Genomic DNA, 21050 nt, shown 5'->3' with positions numbered 1-21050 from the left:
GTGCTGGAGAGATCACCTACGCCGGAACGGGCCGGCGCTTGCCGCGTACGAAAGCGAACCTCATTCTTCAGGGAAGAAGAATGGAGCGCCCAGGGAGGGGTTCACAGCGTGTGAGCGTTGTACGCGGCAAGGTTAGCCGGCCCTACCGCATGCGCCGGCTGTCATGCCACTGGCGCCGTACCTAACGCCCCAAGCTCGGAGAGAGTCGCTTCAGTGCTCGCGGGTGGCGGCAAAGCGAATATCCGGCCAGCGCTCCTGGGTCATCTGCAGATTGACTCGCGTGGGGGCGATATAGGTCAGGTAGCCGCCGCCATCCAGTGCCAGGTTGGCGCTCGCCTTGCGCTTGAACTCGTCGAGCATCTTGGCATCGTCGCAGTAGATCCAGCGCGCGGTCTGCACGTTGACCGCCTGGTAGACGCAGTCGACTTTGTACTCCTCCTTGAGCCGGTGGGCGACCACGTCGAACTGCAGCGACCCCACCGCCCCAACGATCAAGTCGTTGTTATCCAGCGGCATGAAGACCTGGGTCGCGCCCTCCTCCGAGAGCTGCTGCAGGCCCTTCTGCAGCGCCTTCATCTTCAGCGGATCCTTGAGCTGCACGCGCTTGAACAGCTCCGGTGCAAAGTGCGGAATCCCGGTGAAGCGCATGCTCTCGCCGACGGTGAAAGTATCGCCGATCTGGATGGTGCCGTGGTTGTGCAGGCCGATGATGTCGCCGGGCCAGGCCTCCTCGACCTGGGCGCGGTCCGAGGCCATGAAGGTCAAGGCATCGGCAATTTTGACATCCTTGCCGATCCGCACATGGCGCATCTTCATGTTCTTCTCGTACTTGCCGGAGCAGACCCTCAGGAACGCCACGCGGTCGCGGTGCTTGGGGTCCATGTTGGCCTGGATCTTGAATACGAAGCCGCTGAAACGCTCGTCGTCGGCGCTGACTTCGCGGGTGTCGGTGTCGCGCGGCTGCGGCGCCGGGGCGAACTCGACAAAGCCGTCGAGCATCTCGCGCACGCCGAAGTTGCCCATGGCAGTACCGAAGTACACCGGCGTCAGTTCACCGCGGCGGTAGGCCTCGAGGTCGAACTCATGGGAGGCGCCGCGCACCAGCTCGACTTCCATGCGCAGCTCCTCGGCCTGGTCGGTCCCCAGCACCTCTTCGACCTGGGGATTGTCGAGCCCCTCGATGCGCTTGTCATCGGGAATCCGGCTGCCCTGGCCCTGGGTGTAGAGGTGAATGACGTCGTTGTAGAGGTGATAGACGCCCTTGAAGTGGCGGCCCATGCCGATCGGCCAGGTCATCGGTGCGCACTGGATATTGAGCACCGTTTCCACCTCGTCCATCACCTCGATGGGGTCGCGGATATCGCGGTCCATCTTGTTGATGAAGGTCAGGATCGGCGTGGTACGCAGGCGGCACACATCCATCAACTTGATGGTACGGTCCTCGACGCCCTTGGCGCCGTCGATCACCATCAGCGCCGAGTCCACCGCGGTCAGGGTCCGGTAGGTGTCCTCGGAGAAATCCTCGTGCCCGGGCGTGTCGAGCAGATTGACGATGCGTCCATTGTAAGGGAACTGCATCACCGAGGTGGTCACCGAGATGCCGCGCTCCTGCTCCATCTTCATCCAGTCGGAGGTGGCGTGGCGCTCGGCACGCTTGCTCTTCACCGACCCGGCCAGCTGAATGGCATTGCCGAACAGTAGCAGCTTCTCGGTGATGGTGGTCTTGCCCGCATCGGGGTGCGAAATGATGGCAAAAGTGCGTCGAAGCCCGGTTTCATGGGCCTGTGTGGTGTCTTGCATAGGGTGGTTGGCCTAATATGTACTCAAATGTGTACTTAAATGGAAAGGTGCCCTTGTCGCGGCCTTCGCGCTGATCGGCGTTAAACTTAGCATTATCGCATCCCGTGGAATCCGGCGCACCCTGCCTACGTCTTCTCCGCCGTGCGGGTCGTCCGGCGTTTCACCGAGCCGGAGCCGGTCTAGCCGCCGCCTACCGCTTGAACTTCACGCTGCCCAGCACCTTCCGCTTGAGGTTCTCGGCGTTGGCGTGATCGGCGTGGGCGATCCACGAGCGGATGCGCTGCTGGATGGTGAAGAGGTCGGTTTTGCCGTGCTGGTACTGCCAGCGCATCGCCTTCAGGTTGCGCTTGATCCGGCGCACCGAATCGCGCCTCAGCAGCCGCTTGTGAGCCCAGATGCGGTAGCCGAGGAAGTTGACGCCACGCGACGCCGGCAGCACCGAGGCCTTGCTGAACCTCATGCCCATCGAGGCGAGCTTGTCGTCGAACTGGTCGCGGATCGTCAGCGCCTCCTGCTTGGTGCGCACGAGCACCACCATATCGTCCATGTACCTGGCGTAGCGCTTCAGCCGCAACTCCCGCTTGGCCCACTGGTCGATGCGGTTGCCGACAAGGTTGGCGATCCACTGGCTCAGCAGGTTGCCGACCGGAATGCCCACCGGGTCAGGATCGGCCGGATCGGCGGTGCTGTCGATGATGGCGTCGATCAACTGCAGCGTTGCCGGGCAGCTGATCTTGTCGCGCACCACCGCCTTGGCCAGGTCGTGGCGGATGCTGGCGAAATACTTGCTGACGTCCATCTTGACCACCCACACGGCGCCGCCAGCAGCGGTCATGCCACGCAGCCACTGCTCCACGCGCGTGGCGCCGACATGCGTCCCCTTGCCCGGCCGGCAGGCGTAGGAGTCGTCGATCATGGCGGCGTCCCAGATCGGGCCGCACAGGGTGCATATGGCGTGCTGGGCAACTCGGTCGCGATAGGGTGCCGCCAGGATCTCCCTCCGTTTCGGCTCATAGACCAGAAAGCTGCGGTACCGGCCGGGCTGGTAGCTGCCCCACAGCATCTCCATTTGCAACGCACCCAACTCCTCCCACAGATTGGCCTCGAAGGTGGCCACCTCATGCCGATCCCGCTTGCCGCGCCTCGCCAGGCGGTGCGCTTCCTGCAAGTTATCCCAGTCCACTATCGCCTCGATCAGGCGCTTATGCCGCTTCCCCACACTGCCTCCATTCGGGTGTTTGAAATGCGACCGGGCGGGGCTTTCGCTTTCGCTACTCACGCCGCCCGGTCTGTCGTATTCGGCCCGCATGGCGGGACCAGGATGGTATGGCTGACCCCCTATCAGGGAATCCAGGTGACGGCGAGGTCATCGCCGCCCTCTCTGTTAACTGGTGGTCACAGACACCGCGCAGCCCCGTATTGCTATTCACATTCCAGGGATTGTTGTTCGCGTTCGCACAACGCGACCCACACCGGACGCCGTTGTCCCATTGACCGCCGGCGATCCACATACGCCAGTGGCGAAGCCCACACCACCCTTCAAAGCCGCTACTGCAGCCGTTTACGCCAGGCGCCGATCATGGCGCCAATCTCCCGGAGCTGCTGCGCCGCCTCGCCGACCCTGGCGGGCCGGACCAGCTTGCGCTCGGCCCCATGCCGCAACAGGGAGTGAATGAATCGCAGCTGCTCCTCGATGCGGTAGATCTTGCTTTTCTGGCCGCTGGCAACCGCCTCAATGATCCGGGCCACCAGGTCCCACAGCGCATCTTCGAGCCGCGCCGCATAGCGGTACCGCTGATGCTTGGGCACCTTGTCGATGGTCGGCGCCAGGTCAATGATCAGTTTCTCGGCCTTATTGAGTAGGACAAGGCCCCGCTGCCGCGGGGCACCTTCAGGGCTCATGGTCATAGGGAGTCACAGACACCGCGCAGCCCCGTAGCGCTAATCACAGTCCAGGGAACGGTGTTCGCGCTCGCACAACGCGACCCACACCGGACGCCGTTGCCCCATGGACCGCCGGCGATCCACATACGCCAGTGGCGATGGTAGATCTCGCCACGGTTGTGCCCAGCATCCTTGCCGTTCTCGACGATGGTGCGGTCATAGTTGTAATCGGCACTGGACGTGGAGCCCACGTCGTAGTGGTCCTGCAGCATCTCCCAGACGTTGCCAGCGGCATCGACGACACCGGCACAGCTCACTGCCTTGGCGACGGTACCGGTGGCTGTGCGGCCGCTGTTGGTGGTGGCGCTCCACGCTGTGTCGTTGTTGCCGTCGTTGCCCTGCGGAGCGCCGTCGGCGTAGACATAGAACTGGTCCAGCGTCGGCACTCGCTTGCCGGCATTGGCGAGCAGGGTTGGATAGTCGAGATAGCGCGAATAGCCCTCGGTACCGGTCAGTGGCGTGGCGTTGTAGCGCGACAGCGGCACGGTCTCGGGCCAGGGGGCGCCATCTTCGGACGCCAGGTAGATATCTACCCACCAGCCCGGCATGAACTCCACCATTCCCGATGGGTCACACTTCGGCCGATGCTTCAGGTCCCAGACGCTGGTCGGCATGACGATCACCGAGGGATCGTAGGCAGCATTGTAGCGCTCGGACAGCGGCCGCCAGCGCCCGTAGTGGAAGCCACCAATGCGTCGCGACTCGTCCGGCCCGTACCCATCCGGTACCGTGATGTTCTTGCTCGCCACCAGGTGCGCGCGGCCATTGGCCTGTTGCACGGCATACAGATAGACGTCATCGCCCAGCGCCAGGTTGTCCAGGCTGCCGTCCTGGTTGGCCGGGGCGGTCGGGTCCCAGTCGATGCGCGGCTGCAGGATAAACCCCTTGCCGTTGCCGCCGATGTTCAGGATGCCCTCGGGCACGTCCAGGCGCACCTCGTCAGCCGTCCGGATCTTGCCCATCAGCTTGAATTCGCCGGCCGCCTGGCCCGGTACCGCCAGAATGCTGTCCGCCATGATTACTTGCCCTCCAGTTGCGCCAGTGCCGCCTCAACATCCTCGACCTCGAACCCCAGGCGGACCAGCCGGGAGCATTCGGTCTCGACCAGCCGGTATTGGGTCCGGGTCGCCTCACCGCTGGCCTCGTCCTCGTCGGTCATCACGCGATACTCGGGCTCCTCGCCATCCGGCGCCTCGCCTTCATCTAGCACGCGATCCACCTCGTAGGCGAAACGGCCGTCCAATAGCGCCTGCCAATGCCGGCGCAGGTCGGCCACTTCGTAGGGGCGCAGCTCGCCGGCCAGCGCCGCCTCCTGCAGCAGCATGAAATCAGCCCGCGTCTTGAGCTGGTTGCGCGGAATCCCTCTCATGTCATCACTCCTCGGTCATGTCTTCGATACACAGCACGCCGTCCACCACCACGACCCGATAGGGCGTGCCGGTTTGCCGGTCCACTGGATCGATGCGCTCGTCGGTGTGCTGCTTGGCCGCGGTCTCGGCTTGCCCTGCGGCAGTGTCCGAGTAAGCCTTCGAGGCGAGGGCCTTTTCAGGGTCCTCTTCCTCGAGCAGCTCGCCGACGCGCTGGTCGGTGTACTCGTGCACGTAGCTCTGTGAGGCCATCACCACCGTCGGGTCGACGACGATCTCCACAAGCTCGGCATTGCTCCACTCGCTGATGGCGCGAATCTTCAGGTCCTGAGCAGCGCCGTCAGTGAGCAGGGGTTTGTAAGTCGGCGGGTAGCGCCCGATCACGATCAGGTCGCCATCGATGTCCTTGAGGCCGACTTCGCGGATCATCCATCCGCCGTCGGATGCCGGAACAACGCCCTCGGCAATGACCCAATGAGGGTTGTTGTCATCCACCTTCAGCAGGTTGATGGGGTCGTCCCAGACCTCGTCTACCAGGGCGTCCAGAGCCTCCAGCTCTTCGCGCCCATAGGTGTCGTAGTAGTTGTCGCCACCGCCGGTACCGGCGTGGATTGTTGCCAGGCGCACCGGGTCGCCGCCCGCTTGAGCAGCAGCCAGCTTCGCCCGCCCGATATCCGTCAAGATCGTGTAGTACTCGGCCATTGCCTCCATCCTCTATTGAAGCGGGTAAACCGCTGTCTGCACTACGCCATGAATGCCGCAACCGTGGAAAAGGCCTGCATTCTGAACCACTGTCGCGGACACCGGCGGGCGAATTTCCGTCGACACCACGCCGTGCACACCCCAGCCATTAACGACAGGCGTTCGCCTCTCGATGTCGCTGACAATGGGCGGGCGCAGCTCGGTCGATGTCACGGTGTGAGTCGCAGCTGCGTGATAGGCGGCATGGGCCTGTTCGCGTTCGTTTATGCGATAGGGACGAACGTCGGTGGCGGCCCCTGACACGACAGTGGCGGCGTAATAAATGCTGGAAAAGCTTCGGAAATAGATTTGGTACTCGGGGACCATTCTCGCCGGCACAACATCCCCAATGATCTGGGATATCTTCGACAGGTCGACGAAGCCGGAATCCGAAAATCGAACCGCGCCCTCGGCGTTCAGCGCCACTTGAACGCGGGAAGTAAGGAAGGCGTTGTCGACGTCTTCATGCGGGGAAAGAGACGGCTCCTCGTCGGGATCGGGCCTGATGAAGCCCTCTCCATACTCCTCGTCCTTGCGGTGCCACAACTGATTGGCGGTCGCTTGATCGGGAAACAGCAGCTGCAAGTAGGTGCGCAGGAAATGCAGGCCTCGGCCCTGTGTGTCGGCCGACTTCCACGCGCGATACAGGTAGCGGGTTGCCGCCTCTTCCCTGGCGTTCTGGAGCAGCACCAGGCCGTCGTAATTGACCGTCCGACGCACTAGGTCGAAGCTCCCCAGGTGCGGGGCGCCGAGCACGCTGGCATCGAAGGTGTCGCGGGCCACGCGCTCGAACAGGTCGCCGAACAGCGCCTTGAGCTCGGCCTCGATCTGGCCATTGGCGTAGCTCTCTCGAAGCGGGCTGATCGCCGGCAGTTCGGCGCCCGGGAAGTCGAAGTCGCTCACGCTCACAGGCCCGACCCCCAGAACGGCACGTTGACGTTGCCGACCGTCACGTTGACATCAAGACTCTCCGGCGAGACATAGCGCCACAGCTCGGGGCGTGCAGCGCCTGCCGGGTCTTCGATGGCGACCTTCAGGTCGGCGCGGCCGACGCTGAGCGCCGGCACTCGTTGGCGGAGCAGCTGGTAGACCTGCTGGTAGAGCGGTGCACTCTGCCCGCGGCGCGACTGGTCGGCCTGCTCGCCGAACTCATCGAGCATCACCTGGCGGATCTGGTCGCGAACCACGCTCTCGTCGTAGCTGGTTGCCACCGTGGCATCGATGGCGACCGCCAGCGGCGCCCGGATCGGGGTATAGAAACGCACCCGGTAGCTGTCGTCGGCGGCATGGATACGCTCACGGATGGCAAGCTGCGTGGCGGTCAGCGATTCGTCATCTATCAGCTGCGGCTCGACCTCTTCCCCCGGCTGCTGGGTCAGCACCGTCTCGTCACCCGTGGCTGACAGGCAGGCCACGAACAGGGCGTTGATGTTGTCCACGCTCATGCCGCGATGGCGCTCCTCTACCCCCTCGTTCCATACCGACAGGAAGCTCAGGGACGGGAAGTGCCGACGCACCAGGAAGTCGAACTCGCCCAGAAAGACCGCGTTGTGGTTGTAGACGCTGGGATACTTGGCCAGCTCGCGCAGGGCGCGCATGGACGGCGGGTTCTCGCCATTGCTGGCCACCACTTCCAGGGTCATCTCGAGCTGCGCTTCGACAGGATCCTGCATGGCCTCGAACGCCATTGGGGAGCCAGTGCGGAAGTCGTCGATACGCCCCAGCGAGTAGTAGGTGGTGATCGTCAGCTGGCGGCCATCCGACGGCTGTACGCCGACCACGCCGGACTGCCCGAAGCGCACGTAGACGCGCTGCCGCTCGTCGGCCTCGACGTGATAGATGCGCTCGCCGGCCAGGGTGTTGGTGTAGCGCTCCCGGTACTCGAAGGCGCCGTCCGCGTCGGTCACGTGCAGCCCACACAGCCAGGAATCGTCATCGGCCATGTCGAGTTCGACGGCATAGAAGGCGCGGCTCCCCTGCACGACGTGCGCGCGCGCCCTCTCGTGAAGCTGGACGGCCTCAAAGGTGGCCGTCTCGCCCGGGCCGACCTCTGCCGGCGTCTCGACACGGAACGGCCGGCCGGTGGCATCCAGCATGCTGCGCCCTGGCGCGACGGCGAACGCCGTGCCTGTCGGGTTATGCAGCTTGACCGTGACCTGTGCCGGCTTGGCCTTCGGCACCAGGCCGCGCATGGAGGCGTCGGCCAGCACCGTGGCGTCGCGCACTTTCTCGAACGGCTCGGCCAGTGACACCTCGAGCTGCTGGGAGTACATGGCCAGCATGGTGGCGATCGCGTCCAGGTGCTGAAGGATGCGCGGGTCGCGGGCACGGTACAGCGCGCCCACCGCCGGGTAGCGCGCCACGCTGTCGTCAATGGCCTGCTGGAAGTCTTCGCGCGTGTACATCACGAGCCCCCGAAGTCGCTGAGGTCGTAGGAGCGGCCTGCGACCTCCAGGGTGAGGCGCAGCCGGTCGACGCCCTCCGGCGTGCCATAGAGCTCGACAGCATTGCTGGGCAGCACTTCCAGCACGCCAACGTCCCGCCTGAGCTTGCGCACGAAGCGGTCGGCGCGCCCGTCTTGCTGGGCACGCTGTAGAAGGCGGTTGGCGTCGGCGCCGTAGTCGGAGCCCAGATAGCCGTTGACCGGAGTCTCCAGCCAGTGCCGAACCATTGCCTGAATGTCATCGCCGGTGATCGTCGTCATGCCGCCATGCTATGCCGGACAACCGGCCTGCAATCCTGGCGTTTTCCGGTCAGCTCATGCCGCTGTAGGCGCCGGTGACGATGTGGGCGATGCGCCGGTCTGAGACGTCGCGCGACACGTCCTGCCCCTGGCCGCCATGGCGACGGTCGCCATCGTGAGAGCTCGGCGGTGACAGCGGCGCGCTGACGGTCGGCGCCTCGGCAACTCGGGGCATGCTCGGCGCCGGGACATGCGCGGCCGGCGGCGGCGTAACGCCGGCTGGCGGGCCGTTGGCCGCCAGCCCCATCGGGGCCAGGTGTGCGGTGCTGACGGTCGGCTCAACGCCAGGCGCGGTTGGTGATGCCGGCGCAGCGGGCTCGCTGCCTTGAGCCAGCATGACGGTGGCCCGCTGCCGGGCGTCGGCGGCATAGGCGTTCCCGGCCCGCATGTGCTCGCCCATGGCGGCATAGGCCTCAGCGGCCGAGATATTGCCGTCCCGGTACAGGCTGGGATTGTTGGCAATGACCTGCTCGACACGGGCCCGCCCGCGCTCTCCCAGCCCCTGTGTCAGGGCTTCACGCACAGTCATCCCCTCTCGCATGCCGCTCAGCAGGCGGGAGGCGTCGCCATCCCCAAGGTTGTGGAAGGCGTAAGCATTGGCCGCGTCGTCGCTGCCACCCAGGCGGCGCCCCTTCTCGACGTTCTCTCGGGTGAATTCGGCTAGCATTGCCGCCTGAATCGCCGGGTTGCTGCGCAGCTCGGCGGCCTGCTCTGGCGACAGGCTGCCCGCCCCCTCGATGCCGTATTTGGCCCCATGGCGGTTGAGGGCGTCTGTCCAAGTGGCGTCGATAAACTGCCCGTAGCCGTGGGCGGAAGACATGGCCATGCGGCCGTCGTGCTGACGGACCCTATTACGACTGGCATCGCTGGATATCGGCGCGGCATTGGAATTGAACCCGCTTTCGAACGAGGCAATCTGGGCCACCAGCCCAGGATCAACGCCGGCATGGACAGAAGCCCCGACCAGATCATCACGGGCGCTCTGCCAACGCTCGTCGCGGCTACGGCGCTCTTCACGGCGCTCGCCAGCTTCCCTAGCCGCACCACTCAGCCAGGCGGCAGCCGATGACAGGCCTGTCGTGTCGGCGACCCAGCTTCCGGCATCCTTCACGCCATCCCAGGCGGTTGAGGCCGCACCGCTGACACTATCAGCGGCCTGCCCGGCCCTTTCGGATATCCAGCCAGCTGCATCGCTTGCCCGGTCGGCTGTCCACTGCGCGGATGAAACAGCAGTGTCCGAGATCCAGTTGGCGGCATCGCTGGCCGACTGCCCAATATCGATACCGGTCTTATCTCGAATCCAGTCGTTGACACCTCCAAGTGCACTGGTGAGCGCTTCCCAGCTCCTGGCGGCAAGCTCGACAGCGCTCTGCCAACGCGCCTTCATGTCGTCGGTCACCGACTTCCAGCGCTCGGTGATAGCGCTGGCGGCCTTGTCCCAGCCTTCTCGGACCGTGGAAGAAATCGACTCCCAGCGGTTGGTCACCTGCTCCCATTTCTCCGCCACGGCATCACTGACGTCGCCCCACAAGATGGACGTGAAGTCGGCGGCGTAGTGCCAGCTGTCGGACATGCCTTGGATGATTGGCGTGTCCTGCAGACGGTTCAGCCACTGCCCGGCCTTCTCGCCCAGCACCTCGCCGGCACTGCCGCCGAAGAAACCGCCGGCAATGGCCCCCACTACGCCGCCCACGGCGGTACCGATGACCGGCACGACGGAGCCCAGCGCGGCGCCGGCAGCAGCGCCACCAGCCATGCCGCCGATACCGCCCAGGCCGCCACCGACGGCGCGGCCGGTGGTGACGTTCTTCTCTTCCCGGCTGGCGTCGCTGCGCTCGCTGGCGGCCACGTCGCTGGCCATGAAGCCCAGGCCCAGCAGCGCGCCAATGCCCGGAATGCGACGGGCGCCCTGGCGCAAGGCGCCCCCTATGCGGCCGCCACTCCCCGGGGGGGATGACCCCGCGCCTGGCGGTACCGCACCGGCCGCCCTGCTCTGCCTGCCGCCCTGCCCGGCCGCGGCAGCCGGGGGTGGTGCCGCCGTTCGAGGTGCGTGCCGGCCGCCTGCTCGGCGCCCGGCGCCCGGTACCGGAATGCGGCGCGCCATGCTGCCCATGCCCATGGCGGTCAGCAGCCACTTGAGGCTCGAGGCCAGGGCGCCGGCTATCGCCAGGGGCAGTGCGCCAAGCAGGGACAGCATGGCCGTGATCGGGGCCAGCAGCAGCAGGACGCCTCGCCACAGCATGGAGCCGCCGCCGTCGCTCACCGGCTTGCGCTCGATGTTCTTCAGGATGCGGCGCTGTCGCTTGCCCTCTTGTTCGTCGTCGCGATTCTTGCGCCGCATCATCCGCCAGAAGCGGCGGTACCAACGCTCCTGATTGCGGTCGCTGTCGCCGCCCATGATCTTGCTGAAGCCGCGGGACAGCGGCTGCGCGACCTCGTTGAAGGCCTTGACCGCCGGGTCAGCCTCTTCGGTGCCGGTACCGACCTCTTGCAGGGCGTCGCCCAGGCGTCGCCCCATGCCGTCGATGGCTGTCGACAGCCGGCCGCCGTCCTCATCGTCGTCGCGCGGGCTGCCGTCGCCCCGCTGCCGCCCGCCGGGCGAGGCCGCCTCCGAGCGGCGCACGAACCGGCCGCCGGCATCGCGACCGGCGCCAGGGCTGGGCGTTGCCGGTCGCGCCGTCGCGCGCGCGACCGGTTGAGAGGTGGCGGGACCGGGCTCGGCCTGGCTGGCCGGCCGCGACGGTGAAGCCGCCGAGGCTTCGCCCTCGCTGCCTGCGGCCTGCGCCGCGCGGTAGACGTATCGCCCCGGCGCCTGGCGATCGGGTGGCGTCGCCGCCACGGCCGGGCGGTCGATGCGAATCACGACCTCGTTGCGGCGCGCCTCGCTGGAGACAGCGCCAGGCTCTGACGAAGGGCTGCCGGCGGCATGCTCAGGGCCGGCCTCTACTCGCTCGACCTGCCGCGGCCTGGCCACGGGGCTGGCGTTGCTCCCGCCGATGTCTCGGCGCAGGGCGGCGACCTCGTTGCGAATCGCATCCAGGCGGCCGGTGATGTCGTCGGCGGCAAGGCGCTCGCCAACCAGGAAGCCGTGGTTGTCGTGCTTGAGCATGGCTACGGACTCATGAAGGTGTCGAGCTGGGTGAACGTCATCTGCAACTCCTCCATGGCATCCTCACGCCGCGACAGCCCGACCTCGTAGCTCATGGCGCGGCACAGCAGGCGCCCGGTGAAGGCGCCGATATCACCCACGAAGGCATGCTGGATGCTGATCACGATGGCGTACTCGGCCGGCACGCCGAACGAGCCGTCGGCATGGGCGGTCGCCTCGACGTGAGCTTCAAACCAGCGCTTCAGCGTGCCGGAGCGGTCGTCCATGGTGGTCATGCGCAAGACCACGGGCTCGGCCTGCGTCAGGGTGTCGAGCTGGGCGCTGCCGGCGCGCGCCTTGCCGCCGGAGACCTCGCTCGGGCCGCGGTCGATATCGGTGCAGAACAGGTTGAACTCATGCGAGAAGTCGCCGGCCAGCGCGCTCTGCACCTTGAGCAGGTACAGGTTCTTCTTGGCGCGCGGGGCGTCGACGGCTTCCTGATAGATGCGCTTGGCCTCCGACGGCGTGATGCCGCCATACAGCATGTTGGCCGCGCTCCAGTAGCGCCCCTGGCTGGCCTGGCCGCCAAGCAGGTTGCCCAGCCTGTCGCCGGCCAGCCCGGCTTCCAGCGCCGTCAGGATTCCGCCCTCGATGTCGCCGCCAGCGATCTGACTGGCGGCCTGCGCGCCGGCATTGATGGTGTTGCGCATGCCAGGCGGGATATGGCTGTGCATGGCCCGGCTGGCAGCCTGCGCGCCGATGGAGGCGCCGGCCTGCGAGACGGCGCCGGCAAGCCGGCCGCCCCCCGCCAGGTTGCCGACTCGACTGCCGATTTGGCTGGCCCCGGAGCGAATCGCGCCGTCGGCACTGCCGATGACGTTGCCGCTGGCCCCGGCGCCGGAAAGCTTGTCGAACAGGCTCATGGCCACCCCTGGCCGTTGCCGTCATCCTTGCCCATCTCGGCGAGCTGGGCGTAGAGCTTGGCCTGCTCCTCGTCCAGCTGCATGGTGTCGGTCAGGAAGGCCTCGAGAATCTTCTTGTTGGCCCCCATGTCACGCATGGCGGCAATGGCCTGTGCCAGGCCGATGCCGACGCCCATGCCGTCGTTGAGCGTGCGCTGACGCTCGGCCTCGAGCGCGGATATCGAGCCATAGAAGTTGATGCGCCACGGCCGCTCGCTGGGCGGGAACACCACGCCGTAGCGCTTCAGGGTGTGCATGTCGATGACATGGTTGAAGGCGTCGGCCAGGGCGACGCGAATCACGCGCGCGCTCTCGGCCGCCTGCGCCGAGGTGCGGAAGAACCCGCCCTCCCCCAGGCCGCCCGACAGCTGGTCGGCGAAGCCGATCATCGACAGGTCGACGCCGATGGCGCCGGACAGCAGGCGGGCGTGCAGCATGACGTCTTCGATGCTCACCTGATCGGCGCGGCCGGACTGGCCGCCCCCCTCGACTCGGGTCAGCTGCTTGTCGCCGAAGGTGGGGATCACGTGCCGAATGCGCTCCATGATCGGCCGACCACCCTTGACCGCTTCCTCGGCGATCTCCTTGGAGCGCTTGAGCATGTCGGTGATCGAGCCCATGAACTTCTCCTGCATGTCCTTCGACATGTCGTTGAGGTTCACGGTGAGCATTTGCTCGTCGATCGAATCCATCCAGCGCTGGCCGACCAGGCCCAGCAGGCTGGATACCAGGTTGTCGTAGGCGTCTTCCGCCGGATAAATGAGCGAGCCGCCCGCCATGGCCGGCATTAGCGGCAGCTCGTTGACGTCATCGGTGCTGAGCGCGATCTTCAGCGACTTCTCGAATACGCCATGCTGCGGCACCCACTGGCTGCGCGGCATCTTGAGGCGCGCCATCTGCGTGGTGTCCAGGCGCTGGAAGTTGCGCTCGCCGGTATAGATGGCGAAGCCCACCGTGCGGCTGCCGCGGTCGAACGGCTGCACCAGCGGCGGCCTGACGAGCTCGTCGACGTACAGGTCGACGACGCCGCGCTGATCGGTGTAGATGCGGGCGTAGGAGTCGCCGAACACGCCCCCGAGGTATGCCATGGGGTAGGCGGCGCGGTTCAGGATGCCTGACAGGTCTTCGCGGATGTCCTCGACCAGCTTGCCCAGTTGGTCGTTCTCGTCGGCTACCGGCCGCTTCTCGATGAAGACGATATCGCCCGTGGTCTCGTGGCCGCCCAGGGCCGACGTCACCAGCAGCTTGACCGCCGACGACACGATGGGGTCGGACTCCATCTGCGACCACTTGTTGTAGATGGCCTGGCGAGTGCGAGCCTGACGCGTCCCCGAGGCCATGAGGCTCGCGACCGTCGTCGTGCCGGCACCGTAGAGCATGGTGTCGGCTGGCGTGATTTCGTGGCTCTCGGGGAGGTGGTCGTTCTCCCACTTCTTGGCACCAATGCCGAGTCGTGAGAGCAGGCCTCGCCGATGCCTTGGAGATGATTTAGGCATGGCCCGATGGTGGGCCATGCCGGGGGTGGGTCAGCGCGGGGTTTTCCGGCTTAGGTGCCGGGCAGGCGGGATTCCATGTCCTCGTCTTCGAGGGTGTAGAGGTCGCCGGACTCGCCGTCGAGCAGGAACTGGTTGGTACCCACGGCCTGTGTGGCCAGGTACAGGGTGCGGAATTCGTCGGCCATGACGATGGTCTCCTCGCGACTGTCGCCCTGGTAGGCGGCGCGCACCATCGGGTCGTCGCGTTCGCCCAGCTCCCGTCCGCTGTCGATCATCAGCGCCTTGACCGCCCACCAGTACGGCCCGTAGTCCCGGTACCGAAGCGGGTCCTTGGCCAGGCGGCGCTCGATCACGCCGAGCGCGAACCCGGGGAAGTCGGAGAAGCCGCGATTCTCCTTGAGGGCGGCGGCCCGTTGCCGGGCCAGCGCCTTGATGTCGTCCTTGTCGAACAGGTGTTCAGTGAATGCCATGTCAGGCCCTCAGGTTGAGTTCTTCCGCCGCCCGCGGGAAGTCGGCGAGCAGTGCGTTCCAGGCCCGGCGGCGAACGCGCCATGCCGTCTCCTTGCGCATCCAGCGCCGATAGCTGCCGTGACGGGTACCGTACTCCTTGATGCGGTCCTTCCACGCGCGGGTCTCGCCCTCGACCAGCACCATCTCGTCAGGGTCGCCGTCGTCGCTGACGGCCGGCACCGGCTCGCCCGGCTCCTCGGCCGGCGCCCTGTCGGCGACCGCCATCGTTGCCCGGTGCTGCAGGTGTGGCGGCAAGTATGACTGTGCCTCGCCCTCGAAGTCGAACCACGGCACCGCACTCGTCACATAGCGCTCGACGCTGCGCCCGATCTCCTCACCGGTTTCGCCGACCAGGGCCGCCTCGAACGCCGCGTCGTCGAAGTGCTCGCGCACCACCTGCTTGAGGCGGAACATCTGCCCGGGGCCGAAGTCGGCCAGCGTGACTTTCAGTCCGTGGGCGATGGCATAGTCGCGCAGGGCTTCTACCAGGCCGGGCTGGCCGCGCGCGACCTCGACATCGCCGGCCACCACGAAGCTCATGCCTTCCCAGCGCTCGATCAGCTGACGCTGCTCGTCGACGATGCGAGCCAGCGCCGGGGAGTCCGGGGTGACGCGCTCCGGATCCAGCGGAATCGGGAAGTGCGGCGCCGGCAGCGAGTAGTCGCGGGCCGAATAGCGCGCCATGACCGTGGTCTCGCGGCGCGTGGCCACCTCGGGGCAGGCATCGGTGTAGAGGCGCAGCGTCTGGCCATCGCGCTCGGCGGCATCCTCCATCGCGGCCGCGCGCACCAGGCAGGCATCGTGCTCACGGCTGCCAGGGTAGGCAACGTCGCCCAGCGGCACCAGGGCGGCCAGCGTAGCCCGCTGCTCTCGGCCGTCGACGTAGCCGACCGCACTGGGGCGAAACTGCGCCAGGGACTCGGGGCTGACCGCGAACAGGTCGTCATCGACGGTGATGAAGCACTCGGCAATCACCGGCCGGTCGGCCACCATCACGCCCTTGTCGGCAGCGAAGGCCTCGGCGACGCCGGCCGGCAGGCCGCCGGCCTCCTTGGCCTGGCGTTGATAGCTCTCCACCGCCTGGCGGCGCATCTGGCGCGCCATGTCGACCTCGGACTCCCACTCGTTGACCAGCTCCGCCTCCTCGTTGACGGCGATGTCGACCGCGCCGTAACCCAGGCGCCCGCTGCGCAGCGCCGCCACCAGGTCGGACGCGCGGTTCTCGCCGCGCTTGGCGCGATCCAGGAAGGTGGTCACCACCTCGCGGACGCTCAGCGGGTCGTCGTCCAGCCGCTCGGCTTGGCGGGTCTGATAGTTGTAGCTCGCCCGATGGAAGGTCGCCGCCTCCTCGATCTGGCGCTGCAAGCCACGCTCCCTGACTTCCATTTCGGCCAGCAGGCTCTCGTTCTTGGCCCGCGACGACTCCGACTTGGCGCGTGACAGCCGCTTGCGCACCTTCTCGGTCTGAGCCATGGCGGACATCAGCTGCCCCACCTTGCGCGCCACCCAGTCGGCCGCCGACGCATTCTCCTCGAGGAAGCGGTTCTGCTTGTCGATGGTGTCCAGGTTGATGCGCTGACGCTCGCGATTGGTGGTCGCCCGGCGCTCGGCCTCCTTGGCGGCCATCGCCTCCTGAATGCGCGTCACCGCGTCAGCGTCGCCGACGACGTCGATCAGCGCCTCCATCTGCTCGCGACTCATGCCGCCGCTGATGGCCAGGCTGTCGCCGCCGTCGGGCTTCATCATGGCGCCGATCCAGTCGGCCTTGCTGTTGACCAGGGAACGCTTGGCGGTGTCGAAGGTGCCGTCGGCGTCGTAGTGGTAGACCGTGACCTGCTCGGTCTTGTTGCCCTGGCGCACGCCGCGGCCGTTGCGCTGGGTCAGGCTGTCCGGCGTCCAGCCAATGGTCAGGTGATGGATGGCCTGCGTGCCCTTCTGCAGGTTGATGCCGACCTCCGCCTTCTCGTTGGCGATGATCACGCGGTACTTGTTGGCCTCGCCCGGGGCGTTGAAGCCGTCCTGCACCGCCATGATCTCCTCCGGGCTGTTGTTGCGCTGCCCGGTGACGACGGCGATGGCCGCCTCCGGCACGCCGGCCCGGCGCACAAGCAGCCGGCGGATCTTGTTGTGCATGCCCAGCAGGTCGCAAAAGATGATCTGCTTGGCATGGGGCGTGCGGTTGCCGTCGGCATCCACGCCGCGGGGCGTTGCCGCCTCGGTCTGGAAGTTCTCGAGCAGGGCCGCCAGCTTGGGCGGTACCGAGACGTCGAGCTCGACGCCCGCCTTGCCGGCCATGGTCTCGAAACGCTCCTGCGTGTCAGCGCTCACGGTGTCGAGCACGATGGCGCCGCCCTCGATCCAGGCCTTGACCGGAATCTTGTACTGGCGGCCGACCACCTCACGGTTGGCGTCGCGGATGGTCTTCACGCTGACCGCCTCGTCGGCGCTGGCATTCGGCCCCGGGCGCGTGCGCTGCTCGGTCGGCGGCTTGGCGTTCCACTGCTCCACCAGTGCCCGCGCCTGCTCTTCCTCGCCCTCGTTGATCAGGTAGCGCGACACCCGGGCGTCGAGATCGGGGTCGGCGATGAGCATCGTCATCTTGTTGATCAGGTTGAACGGATGGCCGACGAGCTCCATCGGCTCGCCGAACTTGCCGGCGATGCGCTCGAAGGCGGCCGGGTCGCCGCGGTTCTCGCCACGCTCCGACATGGCGTCGGCGGCATAGCGATAGGCCTGCTTGTACTCCTCCAGCTGCACGACGGTCGACTCCGGCAACTGGATGGGCGTGGCGCGCTCCGGCGCGTCCGGCACCTTGATCTGGCTGCCGACGTCATCGGCGCTCTTGATCGTGGCCACCTGGCGCAGCGCGCCGCGCAGCATGTCGACGTTGTTGAGACCCTTGAAGACGTTGATGGCGCGGCTCTCGCCGTCGATCGATTCATCATCCTCGTTCTCGATCTGGCACACGGCGTTCATGAAGCCGTCGGCGCCCGAGGTGCCGACGAACAGGTCGTTGACCCGGTCATGACCCACGGCCAGGGCCATCATGGAGTAGATTTCCAGCGGGCTGTTGGTGATGGGCGTCGCGCTCAGCAGCATGACGCCATCGCCGCGGGCGCCGTCGCCACCACGAATCGCCCAGGCCTTGGCCTGCGCGTCGAGGCCGCGCTTGGATGCCGGTGACAGCGACAGGTACTTGCCGCCCTTGAAGTCCACGGTGGTCGCCGAGTTCTTGAACACGTGGGCTTCGTCGACGACCAGCGAGTCAACGCCCATGTCTTCCAGGAAGGGGGCGGCGCCCTCTTTCTTGCCCAGCACGTCGACGATGGTGGCCGCCTTGCCCTTGGCGCGCTCGTCGGCCTTGCGATCCTCGCTCTCGGCGAAGGACTGGTCGGCGGACCGCATGTAGGACTCGTAGCCGGTGATCGTGTCATCACGCAGGCGGATGCGCTCGAAGGCCTCCATGGTCATGAAGATCTTGCGGTGGCGGTTCTCCAGCACCCGGTTGAGATCTTCGTCGTAGGCGGCAGACGACACCTCGCCGTCGCGCAGGCCTACGAACAGGCAGTCGTCGATGCTCGCGTAGGCCTTGACGGCCTCCTTGTGCCAGTTGGAGAGCACCGAGTTGGGCACCACGAACAGGGTCTTCTGCTTGGCGCCGATGGCCTGCACGTACTGGGCGACCGCCAGGGCGGTGAAGGTCTTGCCGAGCCCGACGTCGAAGCCGTTGATGCCGGAGAAATCGCGGGCCCGGGAGCGCACGTAGGCGTTCTGATAGCCGTGCAGCTCGAGCTCGGGATTCATGCCCGGAATGGCCAGCGGGCTCTCGTCCTCGGGCTGACGGAAACGCAGCCTGGCCGGGTCGTTGGCCTGCCCCTCCAGGCGCGACACGACGACCGCATTCCCTCGCGCCCAGCCGTTGAACTGCTCGTTGGCCTTGTTGACCATGGCGCGCAGCTCGCGGATGCCTGCCGCATCGCCCATGTCCAGCTTGGTACCGCCCAGGGTGATGGTGCCGTTGCGCAGGTAGGCGCCGATTCGCCGAATCAGCTTCTCTCGGTCGGTCAGCTTGCTGCCGGGAATATCGAACTCGATGCGCGGCTCGCCGCTGGCCTCATCGATGGCCACCACGGCGCTGGGGTGGACGAAGCGGCGCAGGAACTCGGCCTTCTCTTCCAGGGTGACGTAGGGGCTGAACAGGTTGAAGCTGATGCGCGACACGTCGACGCGGTCGATGCGCTCGGCGGCCACCGCCTTCTGTCGCATGAGCTTGGCGCGCAGCTGCTCGCCAGGCGCGGCCGCCATCTCGGCGTCGATCCGCTTGACGAAGTCGGCGTAGCTGCCCACGAAGTAGTCGTCGGCCCGGCACACCTGGCTGCCGTCGGCGGACACGCACCAGTCGTCGCTGTCGAACGGGCTGAAGTCGTCGCCCAGCACGCTGCGCGCCTGCTCCAGGGTGGTCCAGCTCGATTGGTTCTCGTACAGAAGGCCCTCGAAGCCGTGGGCGGCGCTGACCTGCATGGTCGGCGCCTGCTGAACGTCGCCACGCCACAGCGCGCTGAATCCGGCCTTGCGCTGGTAGTGGGTGACCAGCTCGCCGAGCCCGCGGCGCAGCTCGCCGTCCACGCCCTTGACGCGCCGGGCGGCGGCCGCCTGTTCGCGCATGGCGGCCGACAGCTTGGCGTAGCCGGTCAGGAAGTCGGTACCGCTGCCGCGGCCGTTCTCGTCCAGCACCTGCGACACGGCCAGTCCCACCAGGCCGGGCGCCCAGGCACGCGCCCGCGCCTCGTCGTCGGCCAGCTTGTCCAGCGCGGCCAGCGCCGACGCCAGCCAGGCGGGCATGTCCAGCGACTGCGAGGTATCGCGCATGTACTGGCGCAGCGTGACGGCATCGACGTAGCCCATGCCGGCATCGAAGGCGGTGTAGGCGTCCTTGAACCGCCCCAGCAGCTCGACGCCTCGCATATCGCTGTCAGCGGACGCCAGCGGCACCCACTCGCCGTCCTGCATCTGCAGGGTCTGCCCGGCCTGAGTGAGGGTATCGCCCTCACGGTAGACGATGGGCTGCGTCTCGGCCGCTTCCAGCAGCGCCCAGTCCACGCGACTACCAGGCAGCCGGCGGATCAGCCTGGCGACCTCGGGAATGCTGGCCGGATTCTTCACGCGGTCGACGTCGCGGAACTTCTCGGGATCCTTGGGCACGAACTCGCCGAGCACGAAGCGCTTGCCCTCACCCTTGAAGTAGCGCCCCTCGACGAACTCGCTCCACATGACCTTGGCCTCGGCCAGGGTTTCGGGCGCCTGCTCGTGCAGCTCCTCGATCTTCTCCGCGGCATCGCGGCCGTACTTGCGGAAGAAGATGACGTCGGTGATCGTGTCCGCGTCGGCGGCGCCGAACACGCTGTTGGGCAGCCGATAGGCGCCTAGGAATTCGGCCTTCAGGCTGGCCCGCTGGCGTAGCTTGACCTCGGCGCCACCGCGCCCGGAGACGCAGCGCGGCGGCACGACGAAAGCGGCCAGCCCGCCGGACTTCAGCTTGTCGAGTGAGCGCAGGATGAAGTAGGCCTCCAGCGTCTCCTTCTGGTACTTGGGGTCCAGGTTCTGGTTGCCGCCCCGGTCGGCGACGGTACCGAACGGCACGTTGGTGACCACCGCGTCATAGGCCTCGTCGGGCGTGGCGGCCGCCACCTGCTCGAAGGGCGCCACCGACACGTGATAGCCGGGACCGCCATTGACCAGCTCATTGACGGCACCGGACGTCTCGTCGATCTCCACGGCGTCCACGGCAGCATTGCGTGGCGCCGAGGCGCCGAAGATGCCGGTACCGCCGGCCGGGTCGAGAATCTTGCCACCGGCAAAACCCATCTCCGCCAGGGCGCGCCAGATGCCCTCTGCCACTGGTGGCGGGGTGTAGTACTCGTAGGCCGACCCCTTCTTGCCATCGGCGCCGACCAGCGCCCCGCCGTTGCCGGAGTAGCCGGCCAGCACGGCGCGATGCTCGTCGGTGATCTCGTCCCGGGGCAACTCGCCGGACTGCACCCTGGCGAGCAGCTCGACAGCGGCATCGTTGGCCTTCTGACGCTGCCCCCGGGTGCGCTTCTCGTCGTGGCTGTACAGGCCGGCGGTCTGGCGGCGCGGCTCGCCTACCGGCTCCGGCGGCTCGCGCTCGGCCTGCATCGCCTTTGCCGGGTCGGCGGCCAGGGTGGCCGCCTTCAGCTCGGCGCGAACCTCGTTGGCCCGCTTCACCAGGCGCAGCCGGTCAGCCATGGCGCCGATGCCCTGCGGGAGAGTGATCAGCTCCTTGCGCACCCTACCCAGCTCCGACACCAGCTTGAGCCGGGTCATCATCGCCTGCGCGCCGCCACCGGCCGATGCGTCGTCAAAAATCCGCTTCATTCC

14 protein-coding genes are annotated in these 21050 nt (G+C 66.9%); all 14 read right to left on the bottom strand.

Annotation, left to right across the window (positions count from 1 at the left end):
• Positions 1-210: 210 nt before the first annotated feature.
• The 14 genes from CK498_RS02475 to CK498_RS02410 all read right to left on the bottom strand — a co-directional run bounded on the left by CK498_RS02475 (position 211) and on the right by CK498_RS02410 (position 21047).
• On the bottom strand, positions 211-1800 hold the full coding sequence (locus tag CK498_RS02475) for a peptide chain release factor 3 (protein ID WP_095619266.1): 1590 nt from the start codon (positions 1798-1800) through the stop codon (positions 211-213).
• 190 nt (positions 1801-1990) lie between these two features.
• Complete coding sequence (locus tag CK498_RS02470) at positions 1991-3019, bottom strand: reverse transcriptase domain-containing protein (RefSeq protein WP_217987673.1); 1029 nt, start codon at positions 3017-3019, stop codon at positions 1991-1993.
• Positions 3020-3348: 329 nt separating this feature from the next.
• The gene (avd, locus tag CK498_RS02465) at positions 3349-3708 is read right to left on the bottom strand and encodes a diversity-generating retroelement protein Avd (protein WP_012638182.1); all 360 of its coding nucleotides are present in this window, start codon (positions 3706-3708) and stop codon (positions 3349-3351) included.
• Entirely contained in the window at positions 3705-4760 is a 1056-nt protein-coding gene (locus CK498_RS02460; RefSeq protein WP_095619264.1) for a phage major tropism determinant, read from the bottom strand. The genes avd and CK498_RS02460 overlap by 4 nt, the downstream gene beginning before the upstream one ends.
• A gap of 2 nt (positions 4761-4762) precedes the next feature.
• A complete protein-coding gene (locus CK498_RS02455) occupies positions 4763-5113 on the bottom strand; it encodes a hypothetical protein (RefSeq protein ID WP_012638184.1) in 351 nt (116 codons plus the stop codon).
• 4 nt (positions 5114-5117) lie between these two features.
• Complete coding sequence (locus CK498_RS02450) at positions 5118-5813, bottom strand: phage tail protein (RefSeq protein ID WP_176475693.1); 696 nt, start codon at positions 5811-5813, stop codon at positions 5118-5120.
• Between the two features lie 12 nt (positions 5814-5825).
• Positions 5826-6755: a hypothetical protein gene (locus tag CK498_RS02445; RefSeq protein WP_141246900.1), complete on the bottom strand. Its 930-nt coding sequence runs from the start codon at positions 6753-6755 to the stop codon at positions 5826-5828.
• 2 nt (positions 6756-6757) lie between these two features.
• Positions 6758-8257 carry a hypothetical protein gene (locus CK498_RS02440; protein ID WP_095619261.1) on the bottom strand — a complete coding sequence of 500 codons (1500 nt, stop codon included), beginning with the start codon at positions 8255-8257 and terminating at the stop codon, positions 6758-6760.
• Positions 8257-8556, bottom strand: a complete 300-nt coding sequence (locus CK498_RS02435; RefSeq protein ID WP_095619260.1) for a hypothetical protein — start codon at positions 8554-8556, stop codon at positions 8257-8259. Before CK498_RS02435 ends, CK498_RS02440 begins: the two co-directional genes overlap by 1 nt.
• 49 nt (positions 8557-8605) lie before the next feature.
• Positions 8606-11704, bottom strand: a complete 3099-nt coding sequence (locus tag CK498_RS02430; RefSeq protein ID WP_095619259.1) for a hypothetical protein — start codon at positions 11702-11704, stop codon at positions 8606-8608.
• 2 nt (positions 11705-11706) lie between these two features.
• Entirely contained in the window at positions 11707-12606 is a 900-nt protein-coding gene (locus tag CK498_RS02425) for a hypothetical protein (protein ID WP_095619258.1), read from the bottom strand.
• Positions 12603-14141: a hypothetical protein gene (locus CK498_RS02420; RefSeq protein WP_141246899.1), complete on the bottom strand. Its 1539-nt coding sequence runs from the start codon at positions 14139-14141 to the stop codon at positions 12603-12605. The genes CK498_RS02425 and CK498_RS02420 overlap by 4 nt, the downstream gene beginning before the upstream one ends.
• A 50-nt stretch (positions 14142-14191) precedes the next feature.
• Complete coding sequence (locus tag CK498_RS02415; RefSeq protein WP_095619256.1) at positions 14192-14611, bottom strand: hypothetical protein; 420 nt, start codon at positions 14609-14611, stop codon at positions 14192-14194.
• Between the two features lies 1 nt (position 14612).
• Positions 14613-21047, bottom strand: a complete 6435-nt coding sequence (locus CK498_RS02410) for an SNF2-related protein (protein ID WP_095619255.1) — start codon at positions 21045-21047, stop codon at positions 14613-14615.
• Positions 21048-21050 lie beyond the last annotated feature (3 nt).

It is taken from the genome of Halomonas salipaludis (genome assembly GCF_002286975.1).
In the GTDB taxonomy this organism is placed as follows: domain Bacteria; phylum Pseudomonadota; class Gammaproteobacteria; order Pseudomonadales; family Halomonadaceae; genus Franzmannia; species Franzmannia salipaludis.
The sequence above is the reverse complement of the archived record's forward strand: the minus strand, read 5'-3'. Positions and strand labels throughout refer to the sequence as shown.

What these genes read in the sequence shown, in the direction of transcription:
- CK498_RS02415 (WP_095619256.1), bottom strand. Translation starts at nt 14,611, where the DNA reads ATGGCATTCACTGAACACCTGTTCGACAAGGACGACATCAAGGCGCTG.
- CK498_RS02425 (WP_095619258.1), bottom strand. Translation starts at nt 12,606, where the DNA reads ATGAGCCTGTTCGACAAGCTTTCCGGCGCCGGGGCCAGCGGCAACGTC.
- avd (WP_012638182.1), bottom strand. Translation starts at nt 3,708, where the DNA reads ATGACCATGAGCCCTGAAGGTGCCCCGCGGCAGCGGGGCCTTGTCCTA.
- CK498_RS02435 (WP_095619260.1), bottom strand. Translation starts at nt 8,556, where the DNA reads ATGACGACGATCACCGGCGATGACATTCAGGCAATGGTTCGGCACTGG.
- CK498_RS02420 (WP_141246899.1), bottom strand. Translation starts at nt 14,141, where the DNA reads ATGCCTAAATCATCTCCAAGGCATCGGCGAGGCCTGCTCTCACGACTC.
- CK498_RS02450 (WP_176475693.1), bottom strand. Translation starts at nt 5,813, where the DNA reads ATGGCCGAGTACTACACGATCTTGACGGATATCGGGCGGGCGAAGCTG.
- CK498_RS02410 (WP_095619255.1), bottom strand. Translation starts at nt 21,047, where the DNA reads ATGAAGCGGATTTTTGACGACGCATCGGCCGGTGGCGGCGCGCAGGCG.
- CK498_RS02475 (WP_095619266.1), bottom strand. Translation starts at nt 1,800, where the DNA reads ATGCAAGACACCACACAGGCCCATGAAACCGGGCTTCGACGCACTTTT.
- CK498_RS02430 (WP_095619259.1), bottom strand. Translation starts at nt 11,704, where the DNA reads ATGCTCAAGCACGACAACCACGGCTTCCTGGTTGGCGAGCGCCTTGCC.
- CK498_RS02460 (WP_095619264.1), bottom strand. Translation starts at nt 4,760, where the DNA reads ATGGCGGACAGCATTCTGGCGGTACCGGGCCAGGCGGCCGGCGAATTC.
- CK498_RS02440 (WP_095619261.1), bottom strand. Translation starts at nt 8,257, where the DNA reads ATGTACACGCGCGAAGACTTCCAGCAGGCCATTGACGACAGCGTGGCG.
- CK498_RS02455 (WP_012638184.1), bottom strand. Translation starts at nt 5,113, where the DNA reads ATGAGAGGGATTCCGCGCAACCAGCTCAAGACGCGGGCTGATTTCATG.